16 protein-coding genes are annotated in these 17,252 nt (G+C 59.4%); 10 read left to right on the plus strand and 6 right to left on the minus strand.

Annotated elements, in window-relative coordinates:
* Nucleotides 1–108: 108 nt before the first annotated feature.
* Nucleotides 109–963 (minus strand): sulfurtransferase, encoded by an 855-nt coding sequence (locus ACA051_RS27930; protein WP_497372698.1) that lies wholly within the window; start codon nucleotides 961–963, stop codon nucleotides 109–111.
* A 33-nt stretch (nucleotides 964–996) separates the two neighbouring features.
* Complete coding sequence (locus tag ACA051_RS27935) at nucleotides 997–1,668, minus strand: TetR/AcrR family transcriptional regulator (protein WP_010466800.1); 672 nt, start codon at nucleotides 1,666–1,668, stop codon at nucleotides 997–999.
* A 147-nt stretch (nucleotides 1,669–1,815) separates the two neighbouring features.
* Here ACA051_RS27935 and ACA051_RS27940 point away from each other — a divergent pair, with 147 nt between their 5' ends.
* The 5 genes from ACA051_RS27940 (at nucleotide 1,816) to ACA051_RS27960 (ending at nucleotide 6,485) form a co-directional block, all read left to right on the plus strand.
* Nucleotides 1,816–3,246: a coniferyl aldehyde dehydrogenase gene (locus ACA051_RS27940; protein ID WP_497372700.1), complete on the plus strand. Its 1,431-nt coding sequence runs from the start codon at nucleotides 1,816–1,818 to the stop codon at nucleotides 3,244–3,246.
* A 27-nt stretch (nucleotides 3,247–3,273) separates the two neighbouring features.
* The gene (locus ACA051_RS27945) at nucleotides 3,274–3,819 is read left to right on the plus strand and encodes a twin-arginine translocation pathway signal protein (RefSeq protein ID WP_497372702.1); all 546 of its coding nucleotides are present in this window, start codon (nucleotides 3,274–3,276) and stop codon (nucleotides 3,817–3,819) included.
* Nucleotides 3,820–3,940: 121 nt separating this feature from the next.
* Complete coding sequence (locus ACA051_RS27950; RefSeq protein ID WP_497372704.1) at nucleotides 3,941–5,536, plus strand: GMC family oxidoreductase; 1,596 nt, start codon at nucleotides 3,941–3,943, stop codon at nucleotides 5,534–5,536.
* 115 nt (nucleotides 5,537–5,651) lie between these two features.
* Entirely contained in the window at nucleotides 5,652–6,131 is a 480-nt protein-coding gene (coaD, locus tag ACA051_RS27955; RefSeq protein ID WP_109635631.1) for a pantetheine-phosphate adenylyltransferase, read from the plus strand.
* Between the two features lie 102 nt (nucleotides 6,132–6,233).
* Nucleotides 6,234–6,485 carry a YfhL family 4Fe-4S dicluster ferredoxin gene (locus tag ACA051_RS27960; protein WP_048722619.1) on the plus strand — a complete coding sequence of 84 codons (252 nt, stop codon included), beginning with the start codon at nucleotides 6,234–6,236 and terminating at the stop codon, nucleotides 6,483–6,485.
* A gap of 126 nt (nucleotides 6,486–6,611) precedes the next feature.
* Here the strand turns inward: ACA051_RS27960 and ACA051_RS27965 are convergent, their stop codons facing one another.
* From ACA051_RS27965 to ACA051_RS27975, 3 genes are read right to left on the minus strand one after another with little or no spacing between them, the layout of a single operon-like run.
* The gene (locus ACA051_RS27965) at nucleotides 6,612–6,935 is read right to left on the minus strand and encodes a multidrug transporter (protein ID WP_131061097.1); all 324 of its coding nucleotides are present in this window, start codon (nucleotides 6,933–6,935) and stop codon (nucleotides 6,612–6,614) included.
* 54 nt (nucleotides 6,936–6,989) lie between these two features.
* Nucleotides 6,990–7,802 carry a bifunctional DNA-formamidopyrimidine glycosylase/DNA-(apurinic or apyrimidinic site) lyase gene (gene mutM, locus ACA051_RS27970; protein WP_010466788.1) on the minus strand — a complete coding sequence of 271 codons (813 nt, stop codon included), beginning with the start codon at nucleotides 7,800–7,802 and terminating at the stop codon, nucleotides 6,990–6,992.
* Nucleotides 7,803–7,847: 45 nt separating this feature from the next.
* Nucleotides 7,848–8,663: an HDOD domain-containing protein gene (locus ACA051_RS27975; protein ID WP_497310675.1), complete on the minus strand. Its 816-nt coding sequence runs from the start codon at nucleotides 8,661–8,663 to the stop codon at nucleotides 7,848–7,850.
* Between the two features lie 310 nt (nucleotides 8,664–8,973).
* On the opposite strand from ACA051_RS27975, the gene ACA051_RS27980 reads away from it, so the two are divergent.
* From ACA051_RS27980 to ilvD, 5 genes are all read left to right on the plus strand, one after another.
* Entirely contained in the window at nucleotides 8,974–10,170 is a 1,197-nt protein-coding gene (locus tag ACA051_RS27980) for a class I SAM-dependent rRNA methyltransferase (protein ID WP_497372706.1), read from the plus strand.
* A 426-nt stretch (nucleotides 10,171–10,596) separates the two neighbouring features.
* Complete coding sequence (locus tag ACA051_RS27985; protein ID WP_497372708.1) at nucleotides 10,597–11,676, plus strand: SagB family peptide dehydrogenase; 1,080 nt, start codon at nucleotides 10,597–10,599, stop codon at nucleotides 11,674–11,676.
* Nucleotides 11,673–12,650 carry a diiron oxygenase gene (locus tag ACA051_RS27990; RefSeq protein ID WP_497372710.1) on the plus strand — a complete coding sequence of 326 codons (978 nt, stop codon included), beginning with the start codon at nucleotides 11,673–11,675 and terminating at the stop codon, nucleotides 12,648–12,650. The genes ACA051_RS27985 and ACA051_RS27990 overlap by 4 nt, the downstream gene beginning before the upstream one ends.
* Complete coding sequence (locus tag ACA051_RS27995) at nucleotides 12,643–13,848, plus strand: MFS transporter (protein WP_497372712.1); 1,206 nt, start codon at nucleotides 12,643–12,645, stop codon at nucleotides 13,846–13,848. The genes ACA051_RS27990 and ACA051_RS27995 overlap by 8 nt, the downstream gene beginning before the upstream one ends.
* Before the next feature lie 258 nt (nucleotides 13,849–14,106).
* On the plus strand, nucleotides 14,107–15,948 hold the full coding sequence (ilvD, locus tag ACA051_RS28000; RefSeq protein ID WP_497306169.1) for a dihydroxy-acid dehydratase: 1,842 nt from the start codon (nucleotides 14,107–14,109) through the stop codon (nucleotides 15,946–15,948).
* Nucleotides 15,949–16,136: 188 nt separating this feature from the next.
* Here ilvD and ACA051_RS28005 read toward each other — a convergent pair whose 3' ends face one another.
* A complete protein-coding gene (locus ACA051_RS28005) occupies nucleotides 16,137–17,192 on the minus strand; it encodes an HAD family hydrolase (RefSeq protein WP_497372714.1) in 1,056 nt (351 codons plus the stop codon).
* Between the last annotated feature and the right edge of the window lie 60 nt (nucleotides 17,193–17,252).

Genomic DNA, 17,252 nt, shown 5'->3' on the forward strand with positions numbered 1-17,252 from the left:
TGGGAGCGAGCCTGCTCGCGATGGCGGTGGACCAGTGGACCAGTGGACATCAATGTTGACTGATCCACCGCTATCGCGAGCAGGCTCGCTTCTACAGGTGCTTGGTGTTTATTCGCCGGTTGCGATGCCGTGCGCAGGATCGTTGATCCACTCGCTCCACGACCCGGCATATAACGAGCCCAACGGATAACCCGCCAGGCACAGCGCGAACAGGTTGTGACAGGCCGTCACGCCGGAACCGCAATACGCCACCAGATCTCTCGGCGAACGATCACCGAGCTTCGCAGCAAAGCGTTGCTTGAGCTGCTCAGCCGGCAGGAAACGCCCGTCACTGCCCAGGTTCTCGGTAAAGGCTGCGCACTGCGCACCGGGGATGTGCCCGGCAACCGGGTCGATCGGTTCGACTTCGCCCTTGAAACGCGGCAAGGCGCGGGCATCGAGCAAGGTCAGCGCGGGTTGGCCGAGACGCTGCTGGAGCTGTTCGGCGCTCAAGATCAGCGCGTCGTCCGGCGTCCCGCTGAAGGTGCCACGCTCGATGTCGCACGCATCCAGACTCAGCGGCAACCCGGCCGCATGCCAGGCCTTGAGCCCGCCATCCAGAATAAACACGCCGTCACGCTTGCCCAGCCAGGCCAGCAACCACCAGGCCCGCGCCGCGTAGGCACCGGGGCCGTCGTCGTACAAAACCACTTCGCTGTCGGCATTGATGCCCCAGGCTTGGAGGCGCTCGATCAAGTCTTCAGGTTCAGGCAGCGGATGGCGCCCGGTCACGCCCTTGACCACTGTCCCGCTCAAATCACGCTCAAGATCGGCAAAGCTCGACCCGGTGATATGCCCTTCGGCATAGCTGCGCTGGCCGTAGTCCGGGTCTTCGAGGGCAAAACGACAATCCAGAATCACCAGCCCGGGCTGCTCCTTTTTCAGGTCCAACGCTTGCGGGCTGATCAGTTGCGCAATGGGCATAACGGGCTCCTGTGATTAAGTCGGTCTTGAATCCTACTGCACTTCTTCCAGCGCCTGGGCCAGTGGCACGTAAAACTCTTCGTACAGCGCGTTGACCGCGTCGCGAGACTGTTCCGTGACGAAACCGGCCTCAAGCACCAGCACCTGATACACCCCACGCTTGATGGCTTGCTCACTCAGGTGATTGGAATTTTCCCGCGTGGTGCACAGGAAACGCACCCAGGACGTCAGGATAATCCAGGCATTGAGCGTCAGGGATTCGATCTGGACCTTGTCCATTTTCAAGATGCCGGCATCGACGAAGGCGGCGTAGATGTGGGTGCCATGGATCAGGCAGCGCTGGGAGAAACGCCGATAACGGGCGGCCAGTTCGGGATCGCTGTCGAGCAAATGCTCAAGATCACGATGTAAAAAGCGGTAGCGCCACATCGCCGCCAGCAGTTCCTGAAGGTAGAAGCGCTTGTCTTCCACCGTGGACGCTCGGCCCTGAGGCGGGCGCAGGAAGCTATCCACGAGGCTTTCGTACTCACTGAACAGCACGGCGATGATCGCCTGCTTGTTGGGAAAGTGGTAGTACAGGTTGCCCGGAGAAATCTCCATGTGGGCAGCAATGTGGTTGGTGCTGATGCTGCGCTCGCCCTGTTGATTAAACAGCTCCAGGCTGTTCTGCACGATGCGCTCGCTGGTTTTGATCCGAGGGGCCATGGCTTGAGCTTTAATTCAGAGTGCGTTGACGGGCATCTTACGACCTATCGGCGAGCGGATAAAACAATGCTGCGCCAGGATGTCATTTGACTTTCTAGAGCATAGACTCTAAAAGGTGCCTCATTACAACAAAAACCGGAGCCGATCATGACCGCCGACATCGCTTATCTGCAGAACCTGCAACAGCCTCTGGACGAACTCCAGGCCCTGTTCGAAGCGCAGCGTGCGGCCTATGCAGCCAACCCGATGCCACCGGCTGCCCAGCGTCAGCAATGGCTCAAAGCCCTGCGCGATCTGCTGAGCAATGAGCGCCAGGCCTTGATCGATGCGATCAGCCAGGATTTCAGCCACCGCAGCGCCGATGAAACCCTGCTCGCAGAACTGATGCCCAGCCTGCACGGTATTCATTACGCCAGTCAGCACCTCAAAGGCTGGATGAAAGCCTCGCGGCGCAAGGTCGGTATCGCGTTTCAGCCGGCTTCGGCGAAAGTGGTTTACCAACCGCTGGGCGTGGTCGGCGTGATCGTGCCGTGGAACTACCCGCTGTATCTGGCCATCGGGCCGCTGGTGGGTGCGTTGTCGGCGGGCAATCGGGTGATGCTCAAACTCAGTGAGTCGACCCCTGCCACCGGTTTGCTGCTCAAGGAGTTGCTGGGCCGGATCTTCCCGCAAGACCTCGTCTGCGTGGTGCTGGGCGAAGCCGATATCGGTGTCGCGTTCTCCAGACTGCGCTTCGATCACCTGTTGTTCACCGGCGCCACCAGCATCGGCAAGCACGTGATGCGCGCGGCAGCCGAGAACCTGACGCCGGTGACCCTTGAGCTGGGTGGCAAGTCCCCGGCCATCGTGTCCCTCGACGTGCCGCTCAAGGACGCCGCCGAACGCATCGCGTTCGGCAAGACGCTCAATGCCGGGCAAACCTGCGTGGCTCCGGACTACGTGCTGGTGCCGGAAGATCGCGTCGGTGCTTTCGTCGAAGCCTATCGCCAGGCGGTTCGCGGATTTTATCCGACACTGGCCGACAACCCGGACTACACCGCGATCATCAATGACCGACAACTGGGACGGATCAACGACTACATCAGCGACGCCACCAGCAAGGGCGCGCTGCTGATTCCGCTATTCGATCAGGGCCAGGGCCGGCGTATGAGTCATAGCCTGCTGCTCAACGTCAGCGACGACATGACCGTGATGCAGGACGAAATCTTTGGTCCGCTGCTGCCGATCGTTCCGTACAAGGATCTCGATCAGGCGTTTGCCTACATCAATCAACGACCTCGTCCGCTGGCGCTGTATTACTTCGGCTACGACAAGCACGAACAAAATCGTGTACTCCACGAAACCCACTCCGGTGGCGTGTGCCTCAACGACACGCTGCTACACGTTGCCCAGGACGATATGCCGTTCGGTGGCATCGGTGCCTCGGGCATGGGCCATTACCACGGCCACGAAGGCTTCCTGACCTTCAGCAAGGCCAAAGGGGTGCTGATCAAGCAACGTTTCAACGCGGCGAAACTGATTTACCCGCCGTACGGAAAATCCATTCAGAAACTGATCCAGAAGCTGTTTATCCGCTAACGATCACACCGTCGGGTAATAACAATAATGAGCCCATGCCTGTCTGATACACCCGCGCTGTCACGGCGCGGCCTGCTTAAATTCAGCCTCGGCGCGAGTGCGTTTCTGGCCACGGCCGGATTGGGCGCGAGCCTTAGCGGCTGCTCATCGAGCATCCCGGCCAGTGGTTTCGCGATCCTGCGCAGCGGCGATCTGCTGTTTCTGCGGGCATTGGTCCCGGTGATGCTCGAGGGCGCCGTGGCCGTCGAGAAGATGCCGACGGCCGTCGAGGGCACCCTGAAAACCCTGGATAACGACCTGAATCACCTGTCCCCGGAAATGCTCAAGCTTACTCAGCAATTGTTCGACGTGCTGGGGATGGCGGTGACCCGCGGGCCGCTGACCGGGATCTGGGGCAGCTGGGAAAACGCCAGCTCCGATGAGATCCGGCACTTTCTCGATCGTTGGGAAAACAGCTCTTTGAGCCTGTTGCGCATGGGGCACAGCTCGTTGCTGCAACTGGTGATGATGGCTTGGTACAGCCGCGCGGAATCGTGGGTGCATTGCGGGTATCCCGGGCCGCCTACGGTTTGAGACCGAGTCGACCCCTTCGCGGGCAAGCCCGCTCCCACACCCGTAGGAGCGAGGCTTGCCCGCGAAGGCATCCTCATGAACACCACTGCATCCAAAAACATAACAACTAGAGAACCCGAAGATGCCCGTACCCGACCCGTTCCGCGAAGGCATGGCCCGTGGCTGGAAAACCTACAACGGCTCGCAACTGACCCAGGACCTGACCCTGGACGCGGACGTAGCGATCATCGGCAGCGGCGCGGGCGGCGGGACTACCGCAGAAATCCTCAGCGCTGCCGGCTACAAGGTGCTGCTGATCGAAGAAGGTCCGCTCAAGACCAGCAGCGACTTCAAGATGCTCGAAGACCAGGCTTACACCAGCCTCTATCAGGAAGGCATTGGCCGCATGAGCAAGGACGGCGCGATCACCATCCTCCAGGGCCGCGCGGTGGGCGGCACCACGCTGATCAACTGGACGTCGAGCTTTCGCACCCCCGACCCGACGCTTGAGCACTGGGCCAGGGAACACAACGTCAAAAGCCACAGCCCGGCCGAGATGGCGCCGTGGTTCGAGAAAATGGAACAGCGCCTGGGCGTTGCGCCCTGGATGGTGCCCCCCAACGCCAACAACGATGTGATCCGTAAAGGCTGCGAAAAACTCGGATACTCCTGGCACGTCATCCCGCGCAACGTGCGCGGCTGCTGGAACCTTGGCTATTGCGGCATGGGCTGCCCGACCAACGCCAAGCAATCGATGATGGTCACGACCATTCCCGCGACCCTGGAAAAAGGTGGCGAGCTGCTGTATCTGGCCCGCGCCGAAAAGCTCTCGATCAAGGACGGCAAAGTCACGGGCCTGCAATGTGTGGCGATGGACGACCGTTGCGTTGCGCCCACCGGACGCACGATCACGGTCAAGGCGCGGCATTACGTGCTGGCCGGCGGCGGGATCAACAGCCCGGCGCTGCTCCTGCGCTCCGAGGCACCCGATCCACACCAGCGGCTGGGCAAACGCACGTTCCTGCACCTGGTAAACATGTCCGCCGGGCTGTTCGACGAGGTGATCAACCCGTTCTACGGTGCACCGCAGTCGATCTATTCCGACCATTTCCAATGGCAGGACGGCACCACCGGCAAGATGTCCTACAAACTGGAGGTGCCGCCACTGCACCCGGCGCTGGCTTCCACCCTGCTCGGTGGTTTTGGCAAGGAAAACGCCGGGCACATGGAAAATCTGCCCCACACCCACGCGATGCTGGCGTTGTTGCGCGACGGTTTCCACCCGGACAGCCCCGGCGGCAGTGTCGAATTGCGCGGTGACAACACGCCGGTGCTCGACTATCAGGTTTCACCCTATGCCTGGGATGGCTTGCGCCGGGCCTTTCACAGCATGGCCGAGATCCAGTTCGCCGGCGGCGCCAAGGCGGTCATGCCGATGCACGCCGACGCGCGCTACGTGAAAAACCTGGCCGAAGCGCGCACGTTGATCGACGGTTTGAGCCTTGAGTTGTATCGCACCCGCCTGGGCAGTGCTCATGTGATGGGCGGTTGTGCCATGGGTGAAGACCCGAAGAACGCCGTGACCGACAGCCTTGGCCGGCATCACCAGATCAGCAATCTCTCCATCCACGATGGCTCGCTGTTCCCCACCAGCATTGGCGCAAACCCACAATTGTCGGTCTACGGGTTGACCGCGCAACTGGCGACTTCGCTGGCCGAACGTTTGAAAAACCCATGAAAACGGAGAATATTCGTATCGTCTATAGTGCTTTCTTACCCAACAGGCGACTTGGCCGACCGGGAAGGCTGCGATACCATCCGACTCCCCAACGGACTCCCGCCAGGACGACGCGATGAACCGAGTGTTGTACCCAGGTACCTTCGACCCTATTACCAAGGGCCATGGCGACTTGGTCGAACGCGCCGCGCGCCTGTTCGATCATGTGATCATCGCCGTCGCTGCCAGCCCGAAGAAAAACCCGTTGTTTCCCCTGGAACAACGTGTGGCGCTGGCCCGCGAGGTTACTAAACATCTGCCGAACGTTGAAGTCGTCGGCTTCTCGACGTTGCTGGCACATTTCGCCAAAGAGAAGAACGCCAACGTGTTCCTGCGTGGTTTGCGCGCGGTGTCGGACTTCGAATACGAATTCCAGCTGGCCAACATGAACCGCCAACTGGCGCCGGATGTGGAAAGTCTGTTTCTTACACCGTCCGAGCGTTATTCGTTCATTTCCTCGACGCTGGTCCGTGAAATCGCAGCGTTGGGCGGCGATATCACCAAGTTCGTCCACCCTGCGGTGGCGGATGCCCTCACCGAACGCTTCAAGAAGTAACGACCGCTCAAGCGGCGCCCGCGTGCACTGCGGGCGCCAATGCGGCACAATTGCGCGCATTGGTTTATTGCGCCCGGGCCGTCCGCCCTGGCTGGAGTTAGCATGTCCCTGATCATCACCGACGATTGCATCAACTGCGACGTCTGCGAACCCGAGTGCCCGAACGCCGCTATTTCCCAAGGCGAAGAGATCTACGTGATCGACCCTAACCTGTGCACACAGTGTGTCGGCCACTACGACGAACCTCAGTGCCAGCAAGTGTGCCCGGTGGATTGCATTCCGCTGGATGAAGCGCATCCGGAGACTGAAGAGCAGTTGATGGCGAAGTATCGGGTTATTACCGGCAAGGCTTGAGTCATTGGGCGTCTGTGAGGACGCCTTCGCGGGCAAGCCTCGCTCCTACAGGTAGGGCGTAGTCTCGAATTTTTCGCAAATCCTGTAGGAGCGAGCGATCCGACTTGCCCGCGAAGCTTTTCAGCGTCACTCCCGCTGCTCAAACCCCTCCCCGATACACCCCAGGCACCGCACAAACGCCGCTTTCGCCGGATCAACCACCAGCGCCTGTCCTGCATCGCCAATGCCGCCGCCCAAGGCAGTGAACGGCAACGACACCACAAACGCCCCGGCACCGATCACCGTCGCCACGACCAGCAAGGGTCGGGCGATCAGCAAGTCGCCGAGCATGGCGTAGGCCGGGGGATTCTGGATGGTGTAACGCGGATCACCGCTACCGCTGTTGGCCGCCAGCGCGGGTGCACCGACGCTCAGCAGCAGCGCAACGACAAGGGTTCGAAACGAATTCATGGCACGGTCCTTCGGCTAGGCAGTGAGAACACTGACTATAGACCGTCGGACGTATCAGCTCTGGCAGCGTGGGCAAAAGACGCTGGCGCGCTGCCCCAGTTTCACTTCGCGCAGTTCAGTGCCACAGACTTTGCAGGGCTCACTGCCCCGGCCGTAGACGAACAATTCCTGCTGGAAATACCCCGGCTGACCGTCGCCGCCGATAAAGTCCCGCAACGTCGTACCGCCACGCTCGATAGCGGCAGCCAGAATGCGTTTGATCTCGATCGCCAGCTTCAAATAGCGCGCCCGGGAAATGCTCTTGGCCTCGCGACGCGGGTCGATGCCGGCGGCGAACAGCGCTTCGGTCGCGTAGATATTGCCGACGCCTACCACCACCGCGTTATCCATGATGAACGGCTTGACCGCCATGGATCTCCCCCGAGACTGCTGGAACAAGCGATCGCCATCAAACAGGTCGGTCAACGGCTCCGGCCCCAGACGGATCAGCAGTTCGTGGTTGAGCGGGTCGAGGCTCCAGAGCATCGCGCCAAAACGGCGCGGGTCGGTATAGCGCAGGGCCAGGCCGGATTCGAGTTCGATGTCCACATGCTCGTGCTTGGCCGCCGGCATACCGACTTCCACCAGCCGCAGATTGCCCGACATGCCCAAATGACTGATCAGCGTGCCCACTTCGGCATTGATCAGCAGGTACTTGGCGCGGCGTTCCACCAGCACGATACGCTGGCCGGACAGGCGCACATCGAGGTCTTCAGGAATTGGCCAGCGCAAGCGACGGTCACGCACGATCACTCGGCTGACGCGCTGGCCTTCCAGGTGCGGCGCAATCCCGCGGCGAGTGGTTTCGACTTCCGGCAGTTCAGGCATGGTGTTCTCGAATCAGGGTTCTCGAATAAATGAAGCCGCTGATGCTCAGTGGTGAGTCCTGAGGTCACGAATCGTTTGCTTGAGGGTCTCGAAGTCGTAGTCCGAGAGGCCGACATAATCGAGCACCAGATGCCCGATGCTGTTCCACTCATGGTCTTCGGCCTGATTACCCAACACCCGGTAAGACGCACAAATGTGCTCGGCCATTTTCAGGATCGCCAGCAGGTTCTTGAGCTGAGCGTTGCGCGAAGATTCATCGCTGAAGATCGCCAGGGCGTTGTGGTGATTGGCGATCGCGGCGGTCACATGCTCCGGCAGCCGCCAGGACTTGGCCGTGTAGTAACCGACCACCGCGTGGTTGGTGTTGAACACCCGGTTCTCGGTGTCGACCACCCGGCATTCGGCACCGGCGTTGGCGTAGGCCTCTTCCAGAACGGTCATGTAGTTGGGGAAACGCTGCAGCATCAGCGGCACGCCGCAGTCGTGGAACAGCCCCAGAGCATACGCTTCGTCGCCGGCCTGGGCGCCGATGCGCTTGGCCAGCGTCAGGCAGGTCATCGCCACGTCCTGAGCAGTATCCCAGAACCGGTTCAGGGTGACGATGGTGTCGTCGTTCATCTCGCCCTTGATCGACTGCGCGTTGATCAGGTTGATGATCGAGCGGCTGCCCAGCAGGTTCACCGCACGCTGGATCGAGGCGATCTTGTTGCTCAAGCCGTAATACGGCGAGTTGACGATCTTCAGCAAGGCGCCAGAGAGTCCGGGATCCTGGGAGATCAGCTTTGCGATCACTTCCAGATCCGGGTCGGGCATGTACTGCTCCATCTGCAAATCCACCATGATTTGCGGCTGGGCAGGCACGCTGATGCCTTGCAGGGACTGTTGAATCTGTTCGGAAGTCAGCTCTTGGGACATAAGTACACACTCTGGGCCAGGCGCAGATTCTAGCTTCTAAAAGTTGGATCCGACACACCGGCCGACACATTGGCGAAAGTTTCATTTCTGCATAGCAATCGAAATCGCTTTCGCGGGGAAGCCTCGCTCCACAGGTTTACACGATCCAGTAGGAGCGAGGCTTGCCCGCGAAGGGGCCATCAGCGTTTCATCGCCCGCCCGGCCCGCCGCAAGCCGCAACACGCTATACTCCCGCTCTTTTTTCCGGAGCGACGTCATGTCCCTGCCTAGCCTGCGCCTCAAAGCCAACGCCGACCGTCGCCTGCGAAACGGCCACTTGTGGGTCTATAGCAACGAAATCGATGTAGCGGCGACCCCTTTGCACGGTTTTCAAGCTGGCGACCAGGCGATCCTCGAAGCCGCCGGCGGCAAGACGCTGGGCATCGTGGCCATGAGCCCGAACAACCTGATCTGCGCCCGTCTGCTGTCGCGCGACATCAAGTTGCCGCTGGACAAGTCGCTGCTGGTCCATCGCCTGAACGTTGCGCTGTCCCTGCGCGATCGCCTGTTCGACAAGCCATTCTATCGCCTGGTCTACGGCGACTCCGACCTGCTGCCAGGTCTGGTGGTCGACCGCTTCGGCGACATCCTCGTGGTGCAGATCGCGTCGGCAACTATGGAAGCCCATAAAGAAGACGTGATCGCCGCGTTGACCCAAGTGCTCAAGCCAAGCGGCATTCTGTTCAAGAATGACTCCGTTGCCCGTGACGCCGAAGGCCTCAACCGTTATGTCGAAACCGTGTTCGGCCTGGTGCCGGAATGGGTCGCGCTGGAAGAGAACGGCGTGAAATTCGAAGCCCCGGTCATCCAGGGTCAGAAAACCGGCTGGTTCTACGACCACCGCATGAACCGCGCGCGCCTGGCTCCTTATGCCAAAGGCAAACGCGTACTGGACCTGTACAGCTACATCGGCGGCTGGGGTGTGCAAGCAGCCGCGTTCGGTGCCAGTGAAGTGTTCTGCGTCGACGCGTCGGCATTCGCCCTCGACGGCGTCGAGCGCAACGCCGCGTTGAACGGTTTCGCCGAAAAAATGACCTGCATCGAAGGCGACGTGTTTGAAGCCCTGAAAGAGCTGAAAGCCAGCGAAGAACGCTTCGACGTGATCGTTGCCGACCCACCCGCCTTCATTAAACGCAAGAAAGACATGAAGAACGGTGAAGGCGCCTACCGTCGCCTGAACGAGCAAGCCATGCGCCTGCTCAGCAAGGACGGCATCCTGGTCAGCGCGTCGTGCTCGATGCACCTGCCGGAAGACGACCTGCAGAACATCCTGCTGACCAGCGCCCGCCACCTGGACCGCAATATCCAGATGCTCGAGCGTGGCGGTCAGGGCCCGGATCACCCGGTGCACCCGGCCATCGCCGAAACCCGCTACATCAAGAGCATCACCTGCCGGTTGCTGCCAAACAGCTGATAACGCCGGTTCGACGGGGAGCCAGACGGCTCCCCGTTTTATTATCCGATATTGAATTCCGCTCTAACTTCCTACACTTACAATCCTACAAACTAGCAGGACGTTTCCCTGCGCCTTTCACTATTAAGCATTCGACTGACAAAACTTGTTCATACCCAAGATCGATCTGACAAAATTGCTGGAAGATTCCTACCCAATATCGCCTTGATAAGCGCTCATTACACTCTATGATTGAGCGTGTCACCACGAAGTGACACTTACTTTCAATTACAAGGAGTTCCAAATGAAAGCAATTACTCTGGAAGCTAACAGCATCGCCAACCTGGCTTTTCTGGTTGCCCCTAAAGCCCGCTAAGTGAATGAGGCGCTGGGGAGTGCCAGCTACCCAGCGTTTTCTATGGCATTACCCAGAGCGAACCGCCCATCATGCAGATCAGCCCTCATTTATTCATACTTCCTCGCACGCCCGGTCAAATAGTCTGGGATTACAAGAATCACAAACAGTTTGAACTGAACCTCAAGTACTCCACTCGACTGGCGGAACTTATCGACAATCCCGAAAAGTTCAATGACCGCAATACAATTGACACCCAACTACTTGGCGCTGGAATACTGACAACGGCAACAGCAGATATTACTGAGTGGGGCTGGGACGAACTGTCGAAGATATTCCATATCGGCACCAAGAACATTCCTTGCGAACACATTCCGCAAAATATTAATGAATGGTCAAAGCAATACCTTGATCATTGCACCGACGTACTGAGCACGCCCTCGCCGAAAGCCAGGCGCTCGGAACGCCTGGCATGCGAGCTGATTACCCTGCCAAAACCTTCCTGCCTGCCGGAAGGCTCCCTGGCAAACGCCCTGGTCAATCGCAAAACCTGCCGCACCTTCACGGGGGAAGCGGTTTCCCTCGAAGCGGTGAGTACATTGCTGTACCTGTCCCTCGGTTATCTGCATGAGCGCGAAAACGACGTTGACGAAAGCATCGCCGAAAGTCTCGGCGCCCGGCGCAGCAGCCCGTCCGGTGGCGGACTTAATGCCTGCGAAGGCTTTTTGCTGGTGCAAAACGTCAGCGGCTTGCAACCCGGCGTCTACGCCTATCACCCCACCGGGCACGCGCTGAGTTTCGTTAATCCGCTGCCTCCCCAGCCTTTGGGGCAACTGATGTGTGGGCAACACTTCATCAATAACCTGCCCGCAGGCCTGTTCATCACCAGTCGATTCGACAAGCTGTGGTGGAAATATGAACACTCGCGGGCGTACCGAATGGCGTACGTCGAGGCCGGTCATATTTCCCAGACCTTTCAACTGGCGGCCACCTCGCTGGGATTGAACACCTGGCTGACCGGCGCATTGACAGATGACCAGGTCGAAGCGCTGCTGGGACTTGAGAACAGCGCAGAGCAACCGCTGTTCTTTGTCGGCTGCGGCCAGAGCGACGGGCAAGTGATGTGCAAGGAGTTGAAAGCGCTGCTGAGCAATCGGGGACCGGAACAATGACCGAGCCCCTCGTCGACATCGCATCCGCCCCCGCCTCATGGGCCCATCGTTTCACCCTTGGAGACTGGAATACCCGAGCGTCGGTGCGCATCTGCGAACACACCTACCAATTGCCCTCTGACCTGGAACGGCAACTGGAAACCCGCCACTGGTTCCCCCCGGCTTTTCTGCCTTACCTGAAGCACCCGGCGGTCGAAGCAGCCGGCAGAGCGATCGCTCATCGCCTGTCCGCCAATCATTTGGTGTATTTCCTCGACTACACCACACTGCTCGAACACCGCATCGTCAACCGATCCGTGGAAACCATCATCCACAACGAACTGGGGGTTTCCATCCCCCCACGGATGAAAACGGCCGCGCTGCAGCTCTACACCGATGAGGCTTACCACGCGCTGTTCTCCAACAGCCTCGCCGAGCAGATTGCCGATATTTACGGCATGACTGAACGCCCGGTCCTGCCCCAACGGATCGCCCGGCTGAAGGCCCTGCTCGACCGCACGCCGGACAAGCACAAAGCACTGGCGTGGTTTCTCGTCGGCTTCGTTTCGGAGACGATCATCGCCAAGGAACTACTCGACGTTTGCCGTGACACGCTGGTGAGCAGCGTTCAGGAAATGCTCAGGGACCACCTTGCCGATGAGGCAAGGCACAGTCGCTACTTTTGCGAAGTGTTCCATTATCTGTGGCTGCAATTGAGTTGCGGCCAACGCACGTTCACCGCCAGGTCGCTCCTGGAAATCCTGCTGATTTTCTTTGAAGTCGATGAACGCTGGCTCGGGGAAAGCCTGCGCAGCGCCAGCCTGAGTGAAACGTCAGTCGCGCAGATCCTTGGTGATTTGACCGGCCCGCAAGCACAGCGCCTGCGCGCACAGTCGGGTGCTGGTGCCACGCTCAACGCAATGAAAAAAGCGGGGTTCTTCGATCTGCCTGCCAATCGGCAACTCTTCTCCAAGGCAGGGCTATTTGATGAATGACGGAAAACAGGTAGCCCGGGGCGAACAACGTGACATGGTCATTCTGTTGATGACCATGACGCTGCTCGGCGTCTTTCCCCTGGATGTGGTGCTCCCCTCCTTTCCCGATCTTTCTGACTACTTTCGGACCTCACCGTCCGACATCGCCCTGTCCGTCAGCGTGTTCGCCATTGGTCTGGCGTTGTCCGTGGTGCTGGTCGGCCCCTTGTCAGATGTGTGGGGGCGCAAGAAACTACTGCTGGCCGGTATCGCGATTGCGGTGGTTGGAGCCACGGGATGTTTGGTGTCCAGCGAATACAGCTGGTTTTTGTTCTTCCGGGTGATCCAGGCCGTTGGTTGCGGATCCTTCGTCCTGTCACAGGCACTGGTTCAGGATCTGTTCGTCGGCAAGGAACAGGAGCGAATCAGAATCTGGATGGTGACCGGCGGCGGGGTGTTCATTTCGATTTCGCCGCTGCTGGGGACGTGGTTGCAATTGCAGCTAGGCTGGCAGGGCAGCTTTTTTGTGTTTATCAGCCTGGCCGTCATTGTCTGGTTTAAAGCCCTTTTTCTGCTCAGGGAAAACCCTCACCTTCATACCACGGCACATGAACGTTTTTTCAGCGCCTATTGGCGGCTGTGTTCAGATATACGTTTCATGGGGTATTGGTTGATTTCAGCCTTGGCTTTTGCCTGCCATTTCTCGTTCATCGTCATTTCACCGATCATTTTCATGGAGCGGCTGGCGTTGTCGCCTTACGCATTTGCCTGGGCGTTGTTGCTGTATGGCGTGGCCTATGTGTTTGGCGGAATTGTCGCCAGCGCTCTGCATCGGCATCTGCAGGCCAACACGCAAATAGTCATTGGTCTGGGCCTGATCGCTTTGTCAGGGCTGGTCATGTTGTGGTTGGCGGATCAGTTCGGGCTCTCTGCGGCAGCGGTGCTGATACCCATGCTGATTTGTACGGCAGGCACCACCATTGCCAGGCCCATCGCCAACTCCAAAGCCATGAGTCTCTACCCACAGAATGCCGGGACCTCTACCTCGGTCGGCGGCGTGCTGATTTTCATGTGCGGCGGCGTGATCAGTGTGGTGATCAATCTCGCTTCCGAAGACCTGACCACGGCACTCGCCGTGTGCTTCCTGAGCTTGAGTGCCACGGGTCTTGGCCTGAATGTCTTGATTACACGACGGCATCTTGCGCTGAAGGCGGGCTGAAACCTGCCAGTCGTCATCCCTCACGTTGCGCCAGCGCCGGATCAACGCTTCCCGGCATTCCCTCCTGACGCCAGCCGTGTAGAATCGCGACATTCATCGCCAGTCATCCCCCGGCGGGTTTATGAGCTCAAGCTGAAGCGCGCGGCGATCCCGCAAAGTTATCGGCAACTTCCGGACACACGGCCATTTCTGGGTGTTCCAGACGTCAATAGAAGCTCACTTCCCTTTTGATACCTGATTAGCCGCCCGGAGTGCTTCATGCCTGATTACCGCTCGAAAACGTCCACCCATGGCCGCAACATGGCCGGCGCCCGCGCATTGTGGCGCGCCACGGGGATGAAAGATGACGACTTCAAAAAGCCGATCATCGCCATTGCCAACTCGTTCACCCAATTCGTACCGGGCCACGTCCACCTCAAGGACCTCGGCCAGCTGGTCGCCCGCGAAATCGAACGCGCTGGCGGTGTGGCAAAAGAATTCAACACCATCGCCGTGGATGACGGCATCGCTATGGGCCACGACGGCATGCTCTATTCGCTGCCGAGCCGCGAGATCATCGCCGACTCCGTCGAATACATGGTCAACGCCCACTGCGCCGACGCCATCGTCTGCATCTCCAACTGCGACAAGATCACCCCTGGCATGCTGATGGCCGCCCTGCGCCTGAACATCCCGGTGATCTTCGTTTCCGGCGGCCCGATGGAAGCCGGCAAGACCAAACTGGCCAGCCACGGTCTCGACCTCGTCGACGCCATGGTCATCGCCGCCGACTCCAGCGCTTCTGACGAGAAAGTCGCTGAGTACGAGCGCAGCGCCTGCCCGACCTGCGGCTCATGCTCCGGAATGTTCACCGCCAACTCGATGAACTGCCTGATGGAAGCCCTGGGCCTGGCATTGCCGGGCAACGGTTCGACCCTGGCCACCCACAGCGACCGCGAACAGCTGTTCCTGCAGGCCGGCCGCACCATCGTCGAGCTGTGCAAACGTTACTACGGCGAGAACGACGAGTCGGTATTGCCGCGCAACATCGCCAACTTCAAGGCGTTCGAAAACGCCATGACGCTGGACATCGCCATGGGCGGCTCCACCAACACCATCCTGCACTTGCTGGCCGCCGCCCAGGAAGCCGAGATCGATTTCGACCTGCGCGACATCGACCGTCTCTCCCGGCACGTGCCGCAACTGTGCAAAGTCGCGCCGAACATCCAGAAGTACCACATGGAAGACGTACACCGTGCCGGCGGGATCTTCAGCATCCTCGGCTCGCTGTCCCGTGGCGGTCTGCTGCACACCGACCTGCCGACCGTGCACAGCAAAACCCTGGCTGAAGGCATCGCCAAGTGGGACATCACCCAGACCGACGACGAAGCCGTGCATCACTTCTTCAAGGCAGGTCCTGCGGGCATCCCGACGCAAACCGCGTTCAGCCAGTCGACCCGTTGGGAAACCCTGGACGATGACCGTGAAAACGGCTGCATCCGCAGTGTCGAGCACGCTTACTCGAAAGAAGGCGGCCTGGCCGTTCTCTACGGCAACATCGCGCTGGATGGCTGCGTGGTGAAAACCGCCGGCGTCGACGAATCGATCCACGTCTTCGAAGGCAACGCGAAGATCTTCGAAAGCCAGGACAGCGCCGTTCGCGGCATCCTCGCCGACGAAGTGAAGGCCGGCGACATCGTGATCATTCGTTACGAAGGCCCGAAAGGCGGCCCGGGCATGCAGGAAATGCTCTATCCGACGTCGTACCTGAAATCCAAGGGCCTGGGCAAAGCCTGCGCTCTGCTCACCGACGGCCGTTTCTCCGGCGGCACCTCGGGCCTGTCCATCGGCCACGCATCGCCGGAAGCCGCAGCAGGTGGCGCGATTGGTCTGGTACAGGACGGCGACAAGGTGCTGATCGACATTCCGAACCGCTCGATCAACCTGTTGATCAGCGACGAAGAAATGGCCGGCCGCCGTGCCGAGCAGGATCAGAAAGGCTGGAAACCGGTGGAAAAACGTCCACGCAAGGTGACCACTGCACTGAAGGCCTACGCCCTGCTGGCGACCAGCGCCGACAAGGGCGCCGTGCGTAACAAGGCGATGCTCGACGGTCTGTAAACGTCAGTCGTAGAAATAAGAATGCCCCGCCAAGTGCGGGGCATTTTTTTGAGCAAAATCCCTCAGCCAATGGAGATCAACTGTGGGAGCGAGCCTGCTCGCGAAAGCGCCGGGTCAGTCAACATCAATGCTGAATGACCCACCGTCTTCACGCGAGCAGGCTCGCTCCTACATTGGATCTTCGATGCTTACTGAATTTCTTCAGGCTTGACGATCACCCAGTTCTTGTCCGCCGTCACCGGCAACCCTTCCTTGGCCTGTGCCGCCGCGTGCTTGGCCATCATGCCGTTAATCTGGGTCATGTATTTGTCTTTGCGGTTGACCCACAAGTGGATGCCGCCCTTGGCCACGTCGACGCTGTGGAAGAGCATGAAACCGTCGCTGGTCGGGGTGTCGCCGCCAACGAGCACCGGTTTTTTCCACTCATCGATGTAGGTCAGGATCGCCGCTTGCTTGCCCGCCATCCAGGTCGCCGGGGTCCACAGGTACGGGGTCAGTTCGAGACCGAGGTTGGCCTTCTCGTCATACTTGCCCGCGGTGATTTGCTTGCGTGCCGTGGTCAGTTCGCCGGACTTCGGGTCCTTGAGCAGCAGGCTCACGCCAATCACGTTTTGCGGTTTGACGTTGTAGCCGTACTTTGGATCGGAAGCGACCATGCGCACCAGTTCTTCGGAGGCGGCGGTCATCACGTAGACCTCGATGCCGTTCTCCATCAGCTTGTTGTAGAGCTCTTTCTGACCGGTGAAGATTTTCGGCGGATTGACGTCGAGGTTCTTCACCACATCGCCTTCGTAATAGGTGGCCGGCACTGGTTTGCCTGAGGCCATCAGCTCATCGACGTAGCCTTTGAGTTCCTGGAGGGTGAAACCGGAGAACACTTGCGCGACCCATGGATAGCACACCATGTCGTCGAGTTCGCAGAGGCGATAGTAGTAGCTGAACAGGCTTTCCTTATGGTCGGCGGTGTCTTTGAACGGAATCAGTTTCAGGGAGGGGTCGAGTTTCTCGCGAGTGATCAGGCCCTTGTTTTCCATGTAGGGCAGCAACGACTCTTCAAGGTCGTAGCGGTAACTGGTGTTGTCCATGTCGAACACCGCGTAGTTACCTTTGTTAGCGTTGGCCGCGATCATCGCGTCCAGCGCCTTGGCCTGATCGGCTGGCCAGTGTTTCAAATCCGTGGCGAAGACCTGGCCAGCGAGGCCAAAACAGAGTGCTGCTGCGAGAAGTTTCGGTGCGAGTTTCATCGGCGGGTTCTCCCTGATCCAAAGATGTCGACGCTAACAAATAAGTGTGACAGCTCTCGC

It is taken from the genome of Pseudomonas sp. LBUM1669 (assembly GCF_059695705.1).

Bases quoted from the DNA above. Each gene is read 5' to 3' on its own strand.
- ACA051_RS28005 (WP_497372714.1), bottom strand. From the start codon at position 17,192: ATGAAACTCGCACCGAAACTTCTCGCAGCAGCACTCTGTTTTGGCCTC.
- ilvD (WP_497306169.1), top strand. From the start codon at position 14,107: ATGCCTGATTACCGCTCGAAAACGTCCACCCATGGCCGCAACATGGCC.
- ACA051_RS27990 (WP_497372710.1), top strand. From the start codon at position 11,673: ATGACCGAGCCCCTCGTCGACATCGCATCCGCCCCCGCCTCATGGGCC.
- ACA051_RS27935 (WP_010466800.1), bottom strand. From the start codon at position 1,668: ATGGCCCCTCGGATCAAAACCAGCGAGCGCATCGTGCAGAACAGCCTG.
- ACA051_RS27940 (WP_497372700.1), top strand. From the start codon at position 1,816: ATGACCGCCGACATCGCTTATCTGCAGAACCTGCAACAGCCTCTGGAC.
- mutM (WP_010466788.1), bottom strand. From the start codon at position 7,802: ATGCCTGAACTGCCGGAAGTCGAAACCACTCGCCGCGGGATTGCGCCG.
- ACA051_RS27930 (WP_497372698.1), bottom strand. From the start codon at position 963: ATGCCCATTGCGCAACTGATCAGCCCGCAAGCGTTGGACCTGAAAAAG.
- ACA051_RS27995 (WP_497372712.1), top strand. From the start codon at position 12,643: ATGAATGACGGAAAACAGGTAGCCCGGGGCGAACAACGTGACATGGTC.
- ACA051_RS27950 (WP_497372704.1), top strand. From the start codon at position 3,941: ATGCCCGTACCCGACCCGTTCCGCGAAGGCATGGCCCGTGGCTGGAAA.
- ACA051_RS27965 (WP_131061097.1), bottom strand. From the start codon at position 6,935: ATGAATTCGTTTCGAACCCTTGTCGTTGCGCTGCTGCTGAGCGTCGGT.
- coaD (WP_109635631.1), top strand. From the start codon at position 5,652: ATGAACCGAGTGTTGTACCCAGGTACCTTCGACCCTATTACCAAGGGC.
- ACA051_RS27980 (WP_497372706.1), top strand. From the start codon at position 8,974: ATGTCCCTGCCTAGCCTGCGCCTCAAAGCCAACGCCGACCGTCGCCTG.
- ACA051_RS27960 (WP_048722619.1), top strand. From the start codon at position 6,234: ATGTCCCTGATCATCACCGACGATTGCATCAACTGCGACGTCTGCGAA.
- ACA051_RS27985 (WP_497372708.1), top strand. From the start codon at position 10,597: ATGCAGATCAGCCCTCATTTATTCATACTTCCTCGCACGCCCGGTCAA.
- ACA051_RS27945 (WP_497372702.1), top strand. From the start codon at position 3,274: ATGAGCCCATGCCTGTCTGATACACCCGCGCTGTCACGGCGCGGCCTG.